This is a genomic window from Phenylobacterium sp. FG114 (assembly GCF_057809855.1).
In genome coordinates this window covers 137,428-153,159 of record NZ_JBMDKU010000014.1, presented here as the reverse complement: position 1 = coordinate 153,159, position 15,732 = coordinate 137,428, and the positions used below count along the sequence as shown (strand labels likewise).

14 protein-coding genes and 1 pseudogene are annotated in these 15,732 nt (G+C 69.5%); 4 read left to right on the top strand and 11 right to left on the bottom strand.

The window, feature by feature from the left end; genetic code table 11:
- Positions 1 to 171: 171 nt before the first annotated feature.
- The 4 genes from ACODSY_RS21320 to ACODSY_RS21305 form a co-directional block, all read right to left on the bottom strand.
- Complete coding sequence (locus ACODSY_RS21320) at positions 172 to 2,436, bottom strand: molybdopterin cofactor-binding domain-containing protein (protein WP_488953899.1); 2,265 nt, start codon at positions 2,434 to 2,436, stop codon at positions 172 to 174.
- Entirely contained in the window at positions 2,433 to 3,398 is a 966-nt protein-coding gene (locus ACODSY_RS21315) for an FAD binding domain-containing protein (protein WP_488953898.1), read from the bottom strand. Before ACODSY_RS21315 ends, ACODSY_RS21320 begins: the two co-directional genes overlap by 4 nt.
- Positions 3,395 to 3,898 (bottom strand): 2Fe-2S iron-sulfur cluster-binding protein, encoded by a 504-nt coding sequence (locus ACODSY_RS21310; protein ID WP_488953897.1) that lies wholly within the window; start codon positions 3,896 to 3,898, stop codon positions 3,395 to 3,397. The genes ACODSY_RS21315 and ACODSY_RS21310 overlap by 4 nt, the downstream gene beginning before the upstream one ends.
- Positions 3,899 to 3,962: 64 nt before the next feature.
- The gene (locus ACODSY_RS21305) at positions 3,963 to 4,235 is read right to left on the bottom strand and encodes a BolA family protein (protein WP_488953896.1); all 273 of its coding nucleotides are present in this window, start codon (positions 4,233 to 4,235) and stop codon (positions 3,963 to 3,965) included.
- A gap of 52 nt (positions 4,236 to 4,287) precedes the next feature.
- Here ACODSY_RS21305 and ACODSY_RS21300 point away from each other — a divergent pair, with 52 nt between their 5' ends.
- Positions 4,288 to 4,938, top strand: coding sequence for a DnaJ domain-containing protein (locus ACODSY_RS21300; RefSeq protein WP_488953895.1), 651 nt, complete (start codon positions 4,288 to 4,290; stop codon positions 4,936 to 4,938).
- Here the strand turns inward: ACODSY_RS21300 and ACODSY_RS21295 are convergent.
- The 4 genes from ACODSY_RS21295 to ACODSY_RS21280 all read right to left on the bottom strand — a co-directional run bounded on the left by ACODSY_RS21295 (position 4,935) and on the right by ACODSY_RS21280 (position 10,051).
- On the bottom strand, positions 4,935 to 6,422 hold the full coding sequence (locus ACODSY_RS21295; protein ID WP_488953894.1) for a methyl-accepting chemotaxis protein: 1,488 nt from the start codon (positions 6,420 to 6,422) through the stop codon (positions 4,935 to 4,937). The genes ACODSY_RS21300 and ACODSY_RS21295 overlap by 4 nt on opposite strands.
- Positions 6,423 to 6,595: 173 nt before the next feature.
- Positions 6,596 to 8,707 carry a serine hydrolase domain-containing protein gene (locus ACODSY_RS21290; protein WP_488953893.1) on the bottom strand — a complete coding sequence of 704 codons (2,112 nt, stop codon included), beginning with the start codon at positions 8,705 to 8,707 and terminating at the stop codon, positions 6,596 to 6,598.
- A gap of 10 nt (positions 8,708 to 8,717) precedes the next feature.
- A complete protein-coding gene (locus ACODSY_RS21285) occupies positions 8,718 to 9,647 on the bottom strand; it encodes a slipin family protein (RefSeq protein ID WP_488953892.1) in 930 nt (309 codons plus the stop codon).
- Positions 9,644 to 10,051: a GntR family transcriptional regulator gene (locus ACODSY_RS21280; protein ID WP_488953891.1), complete on the bottom strand. Its 408-nt coding sequence runs from the start codon at positions 10,049 to 10,051 to the stop codon at positions 9,644 to 9,646. Before ACODSY_RS21280 ends, ACODSY_RS21285 begins: the two co-directional genes overlap by 4 nt.
- Positions 10,052 to 10,164: 113 nt before the next feature.
- On the opposite strand from ACODSY_RS21280, the gene ACODSY_RS21275 reads away from it, so the two are divergent.
- A complete protein-coding gene (locus ACODSY_RS21275) occupies positions 10,165 to 11,013 on the top strand; it encodes an N-acyl homoserine lactonase family protein (protein WP_488953890.1) in 849 nt (282 codons plus the stop codon).
- 12 nt (positions 11,014 to 11,025) lie between these two features.
- Here the strand turns inward: ACODSY_RS21275 and ACODSY_RS21270 are convergent, their stop codons facing one another.
- Together ACODSY_RS21270 and ACODSY_RS21265 are read right to left on the bottom strand one after the other, a co-directional pair.
- A complete protein-coding gene (locus ACODSY_RS21270; protein WP_488953889.1) occupies positions 11,026 to 11,796 on the bottom strand; it encodes a sulfite exporter TauE/SafE family protein in 771 nt (256 codons plus the stop codon).
- Positions 11,797 to 11,873: 77 nt separating this feature from the next.
- A pseudogene (locus ACODSY_RS21265) lies at positions 11,874 to 12,196 on the bottom strand (ArsR/SmtB family transcription factor).
- A gap of 66 nt (positions 12,197 to 12,262) precedes the next feature.
- Here ACODSY_RS21265 and ACODSY_RS21260 point away from each other — a divergent pair.
- Both ACODSY_RS21260 and ACODSY_RS21255 read left to right on the top strand, forming a co-directional pair.
- Positions 12,263 to 13,123 (top strand): MBL fold metallo-hydrolase, encoded by an 861-nt coding sequence (locus ACODSY_RS21260; RefSeq protein WP_488953888.1) that lies wholly within the window; start codon positions 12,263 to 12,265, stop codon positions 13,121 to 13,123.
- A gap of 73 nt (positions 13,124 to 13,196) precedes the next feature.
- Positions 13,197 to 14,732 carry an acyl-CoA synthetase gene (locus tag ACODSY_RS21255; protein ID WP_488953887.1) on the top strand — a complete coding sequence of 512 codons (1,536 nt, stop codon included), beginning with the start codon at positions 13,197 to 13,199 and terminating at the stop codon, positions 14,730 to 14,732.
- Here ACODSY_RS21255 and ACODSY_RS21250 read toward each other — a convergent pair.
- The gene (locus ACODSY_RS21250; protein ID WP_488953886.1) at positions 14,729 to 15,730 is read right to left on the bottom strand and encodes an aldo/keto reductase; all 1,002 of its coding nucleotides are present in this window, start codon (positions 15,728 to 15,730) and stop codon (positions 14,729 to 14,731) included. The two genes, ACODSY_RS21255 and ACODSY_RS21250, sit on opposite strands and share 4 nt — an antisense overlap.
- Positions 15,731 to 15,732 lie beyond the last annotated feature (2 nt).

The following is a 15,732-nucleotide window of genomic DNA, read 5'->3' as shown; positions in this document are numbered from 1 at the left end:
AACGCCTACGTCCGACACTCAACGTGAGGACCACCTAGGTTCAAAGGCAAAGCCGATCGCGCAACGTCGATATCTCGGAGCTGAGGCGTTCAGGCCACAGCCACGCCACCGCGGCGCCAATCCCTTGTGCGATAAGGCTCCGCGCGAGGCGCCCGCCGGGGAGGAGCCGCGTCAACGCCCCTGCGCGATGAGGGCCGCGAGCAGCTTGTCGGGCGTGATCGGATAGTCGCGCAACCTCACGCCGCAGGCGTTGTAGATGGCGTTGGCCACGGCGGCCCCGGCGCCCGAATTGCCCAGTTCACCTACGCCCTTGATGCCCATCGGATTCGCCTTGTCGTCCACCTCGTCGAGCATGATGGCGTCGAGCTCGCCGATGTCGGCCTGCACCGGCACCAGGTATTGAGCCAGGTCCTGGCCCGTCAGCGATCCGTGGCGAGGGTCGACAAGGTTGCCTTCGGTGATGGCCGAGCCGATCCCCCAGATCATCCCGCCGGTCAGCTGGCTCCTGGCGGTCTTCTCGTTGAGGATCCGCCCGGCGGCGAAGACGCCCAGCATCCGGCTCACCCGCACCTCGCCGGTCACCGGGTCGACGCCGACCTCGCAGAAATGGCTGCCGTAGGTCTGGGTGCTCCATTCGCGCATGTCCGCGGCCGGACGGCTGTCGCCTTCGACCGTCAGGCCCCCGGGCGCCGCACGGGCCACCAGGGCCGCCAGCGTCTCGGACTTGTTCTCGATGGCCACCACTTCATCCTGGATGGTCACCAGCTCGGGATCCTCGCCGTATAGCGGAGAGCCCGGATCGCCGGTCGCGAGCTCGGCGATGGCCTTGCGCAGGTTCATCCCCGCGGCCAGCGCCGCTGACCCGGCCGAGGCCGCGCCGAACTGTCCACCGGACCCCGGCGCGGGCGGCAGTTCGCTGTCGCCGATCTCGACCACCACCTTGCCCAGCGGCACGCCCAGGGTCTCGGCCGCGATCTGGGCCAGCACCGTGTAAGTGCCGGTGCCGATGTCGGTCATGCCCTGGCGCACGGTGATCGTCCCCTCGGCGTCCACCGAGAAGCTGCACTTGGCGGGCAGCAGGAAGTTGCCGCGGATGGCCGCGGCCATGCCCAGGCCCACCAGCCAGCGGCCGTCGCGCACCTGGCCGGGCGTCGGCATGCGCCGGTCCCAGCCGAACAGCTGGGCGCCTTCCTTGAGGCAGCGCACCAGTTGGCGCTGCGAGAACGGGCGGCCGTTTTCCGGATCAACGGGCGGCTCGTTGCGAATGCGCAGTTCGACGGGGTCCATGCCGAGCTGCTCGGCCAGCTCGTCCATGGCGCATTCCAGGCTCATGGTGCCGGAGGCTTCGCCCGGCGCCCGCATCGGTCCCGCGCCCGGCAGGTCCAGCTTCACCAGACGATGGCCCGTCAGGCGATTCGGCGCGGCGTAGAGGGCGCGGGCGAAGTTCGAGGCGTGCTCGGTGAACGACCCGTCACGGTGGCAGTGCGTCCAGGTCATGATCGAGAAGGCGTTCAGCCGCCCATCCTTCTCGGCGCCCAGGCGGACGCGCTGGACGGTGGCCGGACGATGGATCGTGCCGTGCATCATCTGCTGGCGCGTGAAAGCCACCTTCACCGGCCGCCCCAGGGCGCGAGCCGCGAGGGCCGCCAGGGTGAGGTCGTCGTAGGTCTGGCCCTTCCCGCCGAAGCCGCCGCCGATATAACGGGTCAGCAGATGCACCGCGTCGCGGTCGATGCCGAGGGTTTCCGCCAGGCCGTGCTGGGCCGGCTTCACCATCTGCACGGACGTGTGGGCGATGCAGGTGTCGCCCTCCCACCAGGCCAGCGAGGCGCAGGGCTCCATCTGGCAATGGTTCTGAATCGGCGTGGACCAGGTCTCGTCCAGCTTCACCGCCGAGGCGGCGAAGCCGGCGTCGAAGTCCCCGATCTCGACATCCTGCTCGCCCGGCGGCTGGCCGGCGTCGGCCAGGCGGGCGCGGAAATCCACCTCGGGCGCATCCCCCTCGTAGGTCAGCTTCACGAGGGCCGAGGCCGCGACGGCGTTCTCCAGCGTGTCGGCCACCACAAAGGCGACCGGCTGGCCGAAGTGGAAGACCCGATCGCTCTCCAGCGCAGGCCGGGAGCCAGCGGTGCTACGCGGATGGACCTTCGTGCCGCGCGGGGGTTGGGCCGGGACGTTCCGATGGGTCCAGACGGCGAGCACGCCCGGCGCGGCCTGCGCCTCGGCGATGTCGACGTCGGCGATGCGGCCGGTGGCGATGGTGGCGCCCACCATGACGCCGTACGCCGGCGGCGAGGGCGGCTGGACCTCGTAGGCGTAGGCCGCCGTGCCCGTGACCTTCAGCGGGCCCTCGTAGCGGTCGACGCCCTTGCCGATCAGGCCGGAACGGTTGGTCGTGACGGGATTGGGCGCTGCCCAGTCGTGCACCGAGCTCATGCGTCCCTCCCGTTGCCGGCCTGAGGTTGAGCCTCGGCAAGTGCTGCCGCGACCAGCCGGGTCGCCAGCGGAACCTTGAAGGCGTTCTCGCCACGCAAGGTCGCGTCCTTCAATTCGCGGCCCATCGCTTCAGCGGCGCTCGCGCCTTCGGCGAGGGCCGCTTCCGCGTCGACGGCGCGCCAGGGCTTGTGAGCCAGCCCGCCCAGGGCGATCCGGCCGCCGGCTATGGCGACGCTGGCATGGGCGGTGGCGTAGGACGCCCGGTCGCGCGCCTTCCGATATTGCTGGCCGCCCTCGGGCGGTGGGGGAAGGACGACGGCGGTGATCAGTTCGCCCGGGATCAGGTGGGTCTCGAGGTGAGGGGTGTCTCCAGGGAGCCGATGCAGCTCCATCAGCGGGAAGCGGCGAGCGTCCCCGGACGGTGTGAGCGTCTCGACCCACGCATCGAGCGCGACCATCGCCACCGCCATGTCCGACGGATGCACGGCTATGCAGGCGGTGCTGACGCCCAGGATCGCACTCTCTCGGATGTGGCCCTCGATCGCCGCGCAACCTTCACCGGGCCGGCGCTTATTGCAGGGCTTGGAGGTGTCGTAGAAATACGGGCAGCGGGTGCGCTGCAGCAGATTGCCCCCGGTCGTGGCCTTGTTGCGCAGCTGGCCCGACGCTCCCGACACGATGGCCTGGGACAACACGCGATAGCGTGTCCGCACGCGAGGGTCTGAGGCGACGCGCGTGTTCGTCGCCATGGCGCCGATGCGGAGGCCGCCTTCGTCCGTGTCCTCGATGCTCGCCATCGGCAGCCGACCGACATCGACCAGGTGCGCGGGCTGTTCGATTTCCAGCTTCATCAGGTCCAGCAGGTTGGTGCCGCCTGCGATGAACCTCGCGCCAGGGGTCGCGGTGACGGCCTCCACGGCGCCGCGCGCGTCGGTCGCACGCTCATAGGTGAAGGCCTTCACGAGGTGGCTCCGGCGGCGTCAAGGATCGCGTCGATGATCTGGGGATAGGCCGAGCAGCGGCAGATGTTCCCGCTCATCCGCTCGCGCAATTCGTCGGGCGCCAGGCGCGCGCGGTCGGCCACGTCGGAGGCGTGGCTCGGGACATCCGCCTCGATCTCCTCGAGCACCGCCACCGCCGAGCAGATCTGGCCGGGGGTGCAATAGCCGCACTGGAAGGCGTCGTGCTTGAGGAACGCCTGCTGCATGGCGTGCAGCTTGTCGGGGCTGCCAAGCCCTTCGATGGTCGTGACCGCGTCGCCGTCGTGCATGACGGCCAGCGAGAGACAGGCGTTTATCCGCACGCCGTTCACCAGGACGGTGCAGGCACCACACTGCCCGTGGTCACAGCCCTTTTTCGAGCCGGTCAGCTTCAGGTGCTCGCGCAGCGCGTCGAGCAGAGTCGTCCGCGGATCGAGGTCGAGCGACCGCGCTTCGCCGTTGACGGTGATGGTCGTCCGCAAGCCGTCCCCTCCAATTGTCGTCTGGCCGCCTCGAGCTGCGGCTCTTCAAATCCTAGTCTGTGCCTCAGCCCTCGCCGGGCGCCAGCGCCTTCACCGACAGCGCGTGGACCGGCCCCGCCAGTTCGTCGGCGAGCGCCCGGTAGACCATCCGCTGGCGGGCGACCCGAGGCGTTCCCGAAAATGCGGGCGACTCGATGGTCACGTTGAAATGGCTTTCCCCGCCTTCGCGCGCGCCGCTGTGGCCCGCATGCCGGTCGGAGTCGTCGACGATCTCCAACCGTGTGGGCTGGAAGGCCGCCGTGAGCTTGTCTTGGATCACATCAAATATGGCGCCCATTGGCCGCATCTTCAATTCTTGCAGGGAAGTTTCTCCCCCCCATACTTGGCCCATGCCGGGTGCGTTTCAATACAAGCCGAAGTTCGTGGATATCCGCGTCCGTCCGCCGTCCGAGAAGGACGAGTCGGAACAGGACGTCCACGCCCTGAAGCCAGGCGAGCGCGCCTGCGACCACCCCGGTTGCCGGCGGCCCGCGACGGCGCGGGCGCCCAAGGCGCGCGACATGCTCAACGAGCACTACTGGTTCTGCCAGCCGCATGCCGCGGAGTACAATCGCAACTGGAACTTCTTCGCTGGCCTGCCGGAGGGCGAGGTCCGCCGCCGCCAGCAGGAAGAGCTCATGACGGGCGGGCGTCCCACCTGGGAGATGAAGGCCGGACGGATGAGCCGCGAGGCCGCGGCCTTTCAAACGAAGTTCGGCACCGGCCAGGGCTACCGTGACCCGTTCAATATGTTCGGCGGCGGAGGCGCCCAGGCGCGCCGGCCCGAGCCCGAGGGCCGCAAGCTGGGCAAGATCGAGCGCAACGCGCTTGCCGACCTCGACCTGGATGATGACGCCGACAGCGCCAAGATCCGCGCCCGCTACACCGAGCTGGTTCGCCGCTTGCACCCCGACGCCAACAACGGCGACCGCTCGGGCGAGCACCGCCTGCAGAGGGTGATCAAGTCGTATCAGGCCCTGCGCAAGGCCGGGATGGTCTAGGCCGCGCGCGCTCGGGACGGGGCCGGCGCAGGCCCGACCAGGAAGCCGTCCATGAGTTGCGACAGGCCCAGGCTTTCGCGATTCAGGGACGTGGTCGCGGCGGTGGTCTGATCGACCATGGCGGCGTTCTGCTGAGTCAGCTGGTCGAGCTGGTTGACCGCGATATTGACCTCGCCAATGGCGCGGGTCTGCTGCTGCGCCGACGCCGCCATCTCGGCCACCAGCATGTCGATGGCCGCCACGCGCTCAGAGATCGCTGTCAGGGCCTCGCCCGCCTGACCCACCATCTCGACGCCGGACTTAACGTGCGCGTTGGACTCGCCGACGAGCGCCTTGATCTCCTTGGCGGCCTCGGCCGAGCGCTGGGCCAAGGCCCGGACTTCCGAGGCCACGACCGCGAAGCCCTTGCCCGCGTCGCCGGCCCGGGCCGCTTCGACGCCGGCGTTCAGCGCCAGCAGGTTGGTCTGGAAGGCGATCTCGTCGATCACGCCGATGATCTGGCCGATCTGGTTCGAGGAACTGTCGATCTGGTCCATGGCGCCGATCGCGTGGGCCACGATGTCGCCCGAACGGTCGGCTTCCGACTTGGCGCCCGCGACCATGCGGCTGGCGTCCTGGGCGCCCTCGGCGCTCTTCCGGACCGCTACGGTGATCTGCTCCAGGGCGGCGGCGGTCTGCTCCAGGTTCGCCGCCTGCTGCTCGGTGCGGCGCGAGAGGTTGTCGGCCGCCGAGTCGATCTGGCTGACGCCGCCGCTGACGACGCGGGCCGCTTCGCTGGCGGCGCCCACCGCCTGCTCCAGGGCCGAGATCGCCGCATTGAAGTCGGCCTTGAGGCCGGTGAATTCGGGGGCGAGGTCGGCGTCGACCCGCGCGCGCAGGTCGCCGTTCGATAGCCGCGACAGCGCCGCCGCGAGGGCCGAGACCGCCGCCGCTTGGTTGCGCTCCGCCATCTCGCGCTCGGCCTGCAACCGCGCACGATCCGCTTCCAGCGCGTCGAGATATGTCGACAGCGCGAAATCCATGTCGAGCATCATCGCCTTGACCGTCGCCGCCACGGCGTCGGCCATCTCGGCGGCGTCCCTGCCCCGGCGACCCAGTCGCTTCGGCCAGCGCGTCTCCACGATCCGGCGGACCAGAGTGTCCGTCACGAGGGCGTAGCCGGCGATGTACCAGCGGGGTTCCAGCCCGATCCGCGCGTGGGTCTGTCCGATCGAGCGCACCGCCGTCACATAGGCATCGTCGAACACGCCGTCGCAGATGAGCCCCCAATGCCGGGCCTGCGCCCCCTTGGCGGCGGTGATGCGGCTCTCGTCCCTGAAGAACGCCCGCATCTTCGGCGTCTCGCGCAAGCGGGCGTAGAACACCGTCAGAGCCGGCTCGATCTCGGCCTGGATGAACGGCTTGAGACTCCGCAGGACGGCGCGGGCGGACGCGTCCATGCCGATGAAGTCGAGACGTTCGCGGACGGCGTAGGTGTCGCTCACGGAGGTTCCCTCTGGCTGGGCGGCCACTGGGCGACACGTTGGTTAAGCTTCGTTTGCCGCACGGCGTTCGATGGAGCCGAAAGACGCCATGGGTTCCGATCCGCGGGCTGGTGCGACGACCTGCCGCTCCCGCGCGCCGTCGTTGGCGGAGCGCGGGTCTTTCAGATGGGGCGCTACTCCAGGACCCGCGGGGCCCTGAACTCGCCCGCGCGGCCACGGAACACCAGCACGCGGGCCCGGCCATCGGGGTCGAGCTGGAAGGCCAAGTCGGCGTCCCCCAGCGCCAGCGAGAACGCTCCGTCGCCATGGAAGGCCAAGGGCACGGCCGGCCCCGTCTTGTCGGCGGCGATGGATTGAACGGTCAGATGACCCGCATCATAGCCGATCACGCTCACGATACTGCGGCTGAACCTGTACCGGCCGAGATAGGGCGCGGCCGCCTCTGGCGTCAGCGTCAGTTCCGGCCGGGTCTGGCGCGGATCGCGCGGCGGCGGCGCCGGCGGCAGGGGTCGCACCGGCACGCCGGCGATCACGAACAGGCCGATGTCGTCCGCGCCGGCCACGCCCTCGGAATTGGAGAGCACCACCACGCCCTGCCGGGTCTTCGGATTGAAGGCCGCGAAGGCGCGCTGCCCCACGGTTCCGCCGGAATGCGTGAAGACCCGGCCGCTGGGGAGGTCGAGCGCCATCCAGCCGATCGCCTGGCGCATGCCCGCCATGCCCGGCCGGTCCTCGGTCAGCATACCGGACATGGCCGCCGCGAGCGGCGTCCGGCGGTAGTTCAACTCCGCCTCCAGAAGGTTCAGCATCTCGTTCACGGACGAGCGGATGGCGCCCGCGGCGGCGACAGCGGGTCCTGTCGGGAAAGGCTCCACCGGACGCAGGTCCGCGTCGTGGCCGACAGCCAGCCGCGCGCTGGCGATTGAGGCGACATTCATCGTGGTGGCCGGCATCCCGAGCGGGCCGGTGATCCGTTGACGCATGAGCGTGTCGAGATCCTCGCCCGCGCGGCGGCTCAAAGCGACGCCCAGCAGGCCCACGCCCAGGTTCGAGTAGCTCCACTCCGCGCCCGGGTCGCGAGGGAGTTCGTAGGTGTTCAGCAGCTGGTAGAGCTGAGCCTCGTCCGCAGCCGCATAGATGTCCTCCAGGCGCCTGGCCTTGATATGGGTGAAGTCGCGCGGCAGGCCCGACGTATGGGTGGCGAGCTGGCGCAGGGTGATCGCCTTGCCGTTGCGCGACGGAACCTTGACCTCGGCCGGCAGGTATTTCGACACCGGGTCGTCCAGCGCGACTTCGCCCTTCAGCGCCATGTCTTCGAGCAGCAGGCCGGTGAACACCTTGGTGATCGACCCGATCTCGAACAGCGTGTCCCCCGTCACCGGCGCGCCTTCCGCGTCCATGGCCCCGTAGGCCACGACCTGGCGTCCCTTGGGGGAGACCGTGCCGACGACCATGCCCACGCCGCGGCGTTCCACGTCTATGCGTCGGGCCAGAACGGTCCGGATCGCCGCCGCGTCGGGCACGGTCCAGCGCGCGGGCGGCGGCGAACTCACCGGCGCACCGGCGAGCGCGGACGGGCCGTCGCCGCTGCGCTTCATGACCAGCGGCATCAGCGCCCCGCCCTGCGAGAACTCGCCTTGCAGGGTCGCGCCGTCGTCGGACAGGTCGGCGACGAATGTCGCCCGTAGCGCGCGCATGTCGAAGGTGACTTCGCGCCCGGCGCGGCGGACCATGATTGGGACGCCGTCGACGCCCTGGTCGATGCTGTCGAGCGCCGCCTGGGTTCCCTCCGCGCCCGTGCGGATGTGGATTGCGAGACGGAGCAGGCCGGCCGGCCCGCCGTTCAGCGCCCCCTGCCAGTCGCCGTCCAGCCCCTCGACGCTCGCGGCCGGAGGCGGAACTCCACGGCGGAAGCGGACCGGATAGCCCTGCCCCGAGCCGGTGGTCCAGGTTCCCGCCCACTGCGAGGCCGCGGCGTCCCAGGCCCCCTCGAACCGGCCGCGGACAGACGGAACCTCAAGGACCAGTTTTTCGGGCGTGGCGGCCACGACCTTGATCGGCACGCCTTTCGAGCCGAGCTCCACCGTGTCGAGCGTGGCTTCGTAGCCGGCCGTTCCCTTCTTCAGGTGCAGCGCCAGGGTGAGATCGCCGGTGCTCTGGGTGCTCATGACGCCCACCCAGTCGCCTGCCGCGTCCTGCGCCCGGGCCGCATCGGCCAGCAGCAGGCCGATAGCCAGCGCCGCTACCGCGAGGCCCACCGTCCAGCGCATCACGATCGCCCCCATCTGCCCCTCCTCAGGTCTTGGATTGCTGGGCGGACAGCGCGGCCTGGGTCATCCCCAGCACGCCGCCCGGATTCATGGCGTCGACCATGGCGGTGGGCAGCAGGATCGTCGCGCCGCCCTCCTTGGTGGTCTCGTAGATGATGTTCATGGCGCGGAGCTGGAGCGCGGCAGGCGACCGGCCGTAGATTTCCGCCGCCTCGACGAACTTGATCGCCACTTCCTGTTCGGCTTGGCCCAGGGCCACCCGCGCCAGCCGCTCGCGTTCGGCCTGCGCCTGGCGGCTCATAGCGTCCTGCAGTCCGGCGGGCACGCCGATGTCGCGGATCTCCACCGAGATCACCGAGATGCCCCAATCGGCGGTCTTGCGGCCGATCACCTCGCGCAGGATCTCGTCTCCCTTCGCCCGTTCGGCCAGCAGGGTCGACAGCATCGACGAACCCACGATCTCGCGCAGCGAGGTCTCGGAGACCTGGGCGATGGCGCGTCGATAGTCCTGGATCTCCAGCGCCGCCCGTTCGGTGTCGTGCACCTGCCAGAAGACGACGGCGTCGATATTCACCGGCACGGTGTCCTTGGATAGCGCCTGCTGGGCGTTGAACTCGGTGGTCTGGATCCGCTGGTCGATCCAGTAGGCCACCTGGTCGATCACCGGGATGATCAGGAAGAGGCCCGGTCCGGCGATCCTGTTCAGGCGGCCCAGGCGCAGGACCACCGCCCGCTCCCACTGGTTGGCCAGCTTGAGCGTCAGCGGGATCAGCGCGCCGATCACGATAAGGATGGCGCCCGCCCACTTGGAGGCGCCGCCCTCGACCGCGGCCGCGAGGATCGCGCCGCCGGTGATCACGAGGCTCGAAAGCACCACGGCGAGCGGATTGGCGACACGCAGTTTCGGCATGCCGAAGCTGTCGATCCGCAGGTTCGGGCTAGAGGCGTTCATCATCGGACTTCCTCCTTCGCGGCGGCCAGCGCCGTGATCTTCTGAGCGAGCAGCCGGGGGTCGACCCCAGCCGCCGCGGCGGTGGCGAGGATCTGGCGGGCAAGCCGCTCGGCCTCGGCGTCATGGTCGGGTCCTTCGAGCGCCGCCGGCGGCTCGGCGACGAAGCTGCCGCGCCCCCGCACCAGGGCCACGGCGCCGGCCCGTTCGAGCTCGTCGTAGGCATGACGCACGGTGTTGAGGTCGATCCGAAGCGCGACCGCCACCTGGCGCATGGTGGGCATCTGGTCGCCGGGCTTCAGCAGCCCCGCTCCCATGGCCCGAAGGAACTGCTCGCGGAGCTGCACATAGATCGGGACGCCAGTGTCCTCGACCCGCAGGCGGCTCAGCAATTGATCCTGTGTATGCATACAATCATACAATTACGATACAGTGGCGCTCGGTCAACCGGAATCGGCGGGCGTGACTTCGCGCCGGTCCGAGGTCACCCTCCCGCCAACGAACAACCTGTCGAGGAAACCCGATGAAGCTCAGCCTGCTCGGCCCCGCCGTCGCGGCCGCCGCCCTGCTCGCCGCCGGCGCCGCCATGGCCGCCAAGGCTCCGCCCAAGCAGCTCGAGCTCTACGCCATGGACTGCGGTCGTCTCACGATGGAGAACGCCGACGGCTATGCCGACGACGGGTCCTACAAGGGCCGCAAGGCGAGCATGATCGTGCCCTGCTACCTGATCCGCCATCCCAAGGGCGACCTGATCTGGGATACGGGTGTCCCGCAGGCGATCTACGACATGCCGGACCACACCGCCCCCGGCGGGATCGTGGTGACGAAGAAGCTGACCGACCAGCTGGCGCAGCTCGACCTGGCGCCGGCCGACATCGAGTACCTGTCGATCTCGCACAGCCACTTCGACCACATCGGCAATGCCGGCCTGTTCGCGGGGTCCACCTGGATCGTCGACGCCGACGAGCGGGCACACGCCTTCCGGCCCGCCGCCCGCAGCGCCGGCGCGCAGTTCGCCGCCTACTCCGCCCTGGAGAACGCCAAGACCGTGCTGATCGAGGGGGACGCGACCTACGACGTCTTCGGCGACACGTCGGTCACCATCATCCAGACACCGGGCCACACGCCCGGCCATACCGTGCTGCTGGTTCGGCTGAAAAGCGGCCCCGTCCTGCTCACGGGCGACATGTGGCACATCGCCGACAGCCGCGCGGGCCGCCGCGTGCCGCGGTTCAACACCAGCCGCGACCAGACGCTGAAGAGCATGGACAAGGTCGAGAAGATCGCGGCGGACACCAAGGCGCGCGTCATCCTTGAACACGTGCCGGAGGACTTCGACAGCCTGCCTAAATTCCCGCGGCCGCTGCGCTAGGGCGGCGCCGCGTCAGGCCGATCTAAGGGCGACGTAGGCGGCCGTGGCGATCACCATCAGGGCGAAGAGGCGACGCGCCAGGTCGGCGCGGCCGGCCAGGGCGCGCGCCACCGGTCCCCCGAGGAACACGCCGACCCCGCCGCCCGCCACAAGGGCGGCGAAGACTCCCCAGTCGATGAGGCCCGAGACGGCATAGCTCGCGCTGGTGGCGGCGCCAAAGAGAGCCACCGAGACCAGCGACGAGGCCGCGGCATGGGCCAGGGTCATGCCGGTGGCCGCCATGAGCCCGGGCACGATCAGGAAGCCGCCGCCGATGCCGAAGAAGCCGGCCGCGAGCCCGGTGAGGACGCCCAGAGGCGCGAGCTTGAGCGTGAAGGCGGCCGTCAGGCGCACATCCGGGTCCCCGGTGTTCCTGCGGGGCCAGAGCATCGACGCCCCGACCAGCGCCATGGCCGCGGCGAACCAGATCAGCAGGGTCGAGCCATCGACCTGCTTGGCCAGATGCGCGCCCGCCAGCGAGCCCGCGAGTCCCGCGCCGCCGAACACCAGGGCGCACGGCCACTTCACCCGCCCGCCCTTGGCCTGGGCCCAAAGCCCCACGGCGGCGTTGGCCGCCACGGCGGCGGCGGAGGTGCCGATGGCGACATGCGGGTCGCGAACGCCGACCAGGTAGATCAGCAGCGGGGTCGCCAGCACGGACCCGCCGCCGCCGAACACGCTGAGCAGCAGACCGACGACCGCCCCGCTGAACACGGCCAGTAGATATGGCCAGAACCCTTCCATGGCTCAGCGTCCCCTGCTGGGGGCGACGGACGCCCGGACGGTGCAACCGGCCGACGTCAAGGGCATCGGCTTGGCGCTCATGGCTTCGCCTCCACGCGTCCAGGACGGGCGACTTGGGCCAGCGTGCCGACCACCTTCACGGCGTCGGGGTCCGATATCCGGTATCGGACGGTCTGGGCCTCACGGCGGCTCGCGACGATCTGCTCGTCACGCAGCACCCTGAGGTGCTGTGAAAGCGCTGATTGCGAGAGGCCGACCCGCGACCGATTTCCCCCACCGACAGCTCTCCGTTCGTGAGTTGGCACAGGATCATCAGGCGGCGCTCGTTCGCCAGAGCGCGAAGCAGCCGGGCCGCCTTGTTGGCGCTGGCTTCGAACAGGGCAGCGTCGAAATCCAACATGAGGCCTATATATGCGTATTGTCTAATTTAGCAATACCTAATATATAGGGACCGGAAGGAGTTCCCATGCAGGCTCGAGTGCAGACCTTTTTCGACCCGGCGACGTCGACCGCCAGCTATCTGGTCTCGGATCCCGTCACCAAGGCCGCGGCGATCATAGACCCCGTGCTGGACTTCGATCCGAAAGCCGCGCGGATCTCGACCGTGTCGGCGGACGCTATGCTGGCGGCGGTCCGCGATCAGGAGCTTGAACTCGCCTACGTGCTCGAGACCCACGCACACGCCGACCATCTCTCCGCGGCCGACTACCTGCGCCGGAATACGGCCGCCCGGGTGGCGATCGGCGCCCGGATCCGCGAGGTGCAGAAGACCTTCATCCCGCTTTTCGAGGCGGACGAGCTTTCGCCCGACGGACAGGTGTTCGACCTTTTGCTCGACGACGGCCAAACGTTCGGGCTCGGCGGGCTGACGGTGAGCGTCATGCACACGCCGGGACACACGCCGGCCTGCGTGACCTATCGGATCGGGGATGCGGTCTTTGTCGGGGACACCCTGTTCATGCCGGACTACGGCACCGCGCGCGCCGACTTTCCCGGCGGTGACGCAGCGACGCTCTACCGTTCGATCCGCAAGATCCTCTCGCTGCCCGCGGAGACCCGCATCTTCGTAGGCCATGACTACCTGCCGCCAGGCCGTGGCGAATTCCGGTGGGAGACCACGGTCGCCGACGAGCGCGCCGACAACGTTCACGTCCACGACGGCGTCTCCGAAGACCAGTTCGTGGCGATGCGGCGGGCGCGGGACGCCACGCTGTCGGCGCCGACCCTGATCCTGCCGTCGCTTCAGGTGAACATTCGAGGCGGGGCGCTGCCACCGCCCTCGCCCGGCGGTCACATCTTCCTCCGTCTGCCCGTCAACGCCCTATAGGCGGAGGGGCTGGCTCCGGCGCGCCGCGCGCGTACACTCGCGGGAAAACAAGGCGCGGTCGGGAGGAGCGGTGATGGGACAGCTGATCAGCGGCGCGCGTAGCCTGGCGCTCGATACCCTGCAGGATCGCGCGGCGCGGGCGGCGGCGGGCCTAGCCAGCCTGGGTCTGGGCGCCGGCGACCTGGTCGCACTCTACCTGCGCAACGACCTGCCCTTCTTCGAGGCCAGCGCGGCGGCGGGCCTGCTGGGCGCCTACCCGACCCCGGTGAACTGGCACTACACGCCCGACGAGGCGGCCTATCTGTTCGAGAACTCAGGCGCCAAGGCGATCGTCATCCACGCCGACCTGATCCCGCCGATCCGGGAGGCCTTGCCGCCGGGCGTGCCGGTGCTGGTCGTGCCGACCCCGCCCGAGATCGCCGAGGCCTACGGGATCGATCCCGCGCCGGTTCCGCCAGGCATGATCGACTGGTCGAGCTGGCTGGAGGGCTTCGAACCGCTGCCACCCTCAGGCGCGGAAGCGCCGGGGACCGTGATCTACACGTCCGGCACCACCGGCCGGCCAAAGGGCGTGCGCCGCGCGCCACCCAGCGCCGAGCAGGCGATGACCACCGCCATGGTCATCGGCCGCGCCTTCGGCTTCATGGGCTTCGGCGCCCCCGACGAGATGGTCACCGTGGTCACCGGCCCGATGTACCACTCGGCGCCGAACGCCTACGGCCTGACCGCCGCCCGGCTGGGCGGGACGGTGATCCTGCAGCCTCGCTTCGATCCCGAGGAGCTGCTGGCGTTGATCCAGCAGCATGGCGTCACGCACCTGCACATGGTGCCGATCATGTTCCACCGGCTGCTGAAGCTGCCGGACGAGGTGAAGGCGAAGTACGATCTCTCGTCCCTGAAGTTCGTGGTGCACGCCGCGGCGCCCTGCCCGCCCCCGATCAAGCGGGCGATGATCGAATGGTGGGGACCGGTCATCAACGAATACTACGGTTCGACCGAGGTCTCGGCCGTCACCTTCTGCACGTCCGAGGACTGGCTCAGCCACCCGGGCACCGTGGGCAAGGCTTGGCCCGAGGCCGATGTCAGGGTGGTCGACGCCGAGGGAAACAGCCTGCCGGCCGGCGAGATCGGCGAGGTGCTGGCCCGCATCCGCAACATGGCCGACTTCACCTACCACGGCGACGACCAGAAGCGGCGCGACAGCGAGAAGGCCGGGCTGATTGCGCCGGGCGACATCGGCTATCTCGACAAGGACGGGTTCCTCTACCTCTGCGACCGGGCCAAGGACATGATCATCTCGGGCGGGGTGAACATCTATCCCGCCGAGATCGAGGCCGAGCTGCTGAAGATGCCGGGCGTCGCCGACTGCGCGGTGTTCGGCATCCCGGACGAGGAGTTCGGCGAGGGCGTCTACGCCGTGGTCCAGCCCAGCGAGGGGGCGGACCTCAGCGAGGCGGCGGTCAAGGAATACCTCCGCGCCCACGTCGCGGGCTACAAGATGCCGCGCCGAATCGACCTGGCCGCCGAGCTGCCGCGCGAGGATTCCGGCAAGATCTTCAAGCGGAAGCTGCGCGAACCCTTCTGGGAAGGCCTGGAGCGCCGGATCTAGGCTTCGGACGGCATCCGCTCGGTGTCCACCGCAGCCTGCAACGGCGGCGAGTAGCGGGCCCCAGAGACCGTGTCGCCATTCACCGTGGCGTCAACCCGGGCGATGATCTCAGGCGACAGCACCACGTCGGCGGCAGCCGCATCCTCGCGCATGTGCGCCGGCTTCGAGGTGCCGGGGATCGGGATGATGATCTCGTCCTTGGCCAGCAACCACGCCATGCAGAGCTGGGCCGGGGTGCAGCCCGCGTCGGCGGCGATGGCCTTGAAGGCGTCAAGTAGCTTCAGGTTCGCCTGATAGGCCTCGCCCTGGAAGCGCGGCATCGCCTTGCGGATGTCGGCGTCCTCGAACTGCGACGGGTCGGGCGAGCCGCCGGCCAGGAAGCCCCGGCCCACCGGCGAGAAGGCGACGAACGCCACGCCCAGCTCGCGGCAAGTGTCCAGCACGCCCAGCTCGGGGTTGCGGGTCCAGGGCGAATACTCGGTCTGCAAGGCGGCGATCGGGTGGACGGCGTGCGCCCGGCGCAAGGTGTCGGACGACACCTCCGAGAGGCCGATCGTCCGGATCTTGCCCGCCTTCACTAGGTCGGCCAGCGCGCCGACGCTCTCCTCGATCGGCACCTTCTTGTCCCAGCGGTGCAGGTAGTACAGGTCGATGACGTCGGTTTGCAGGCGCTTCAGGCTCACGTCGCACAGGGCCTTGATGGTCTCGGGCCGCCCGTCGATGCCGCGCTGCGTGCCGGTGGCGTCGGTGATCCCGCACTTCGAGGCCAGGGTGAACTTTGAGCGGTGTGGGCTGAGCACCTCACCCACCAGGGTCTCGTTGTGGCCGAGGCCATAGACCACCGCAGTGTCGAAGAAGGTGTAGCCGGCGTCCAGCGCGCCCAGCAGCACCTCCTCGGCCTGTTCCCGCGGGGGCGGTGGGCCATAGGCGCGGCTGAGGCTCATGCAACCCAGGCCGATGGCGGAAACGTCGAACGGTCCGAGCTTGCGGGTCTGCATGG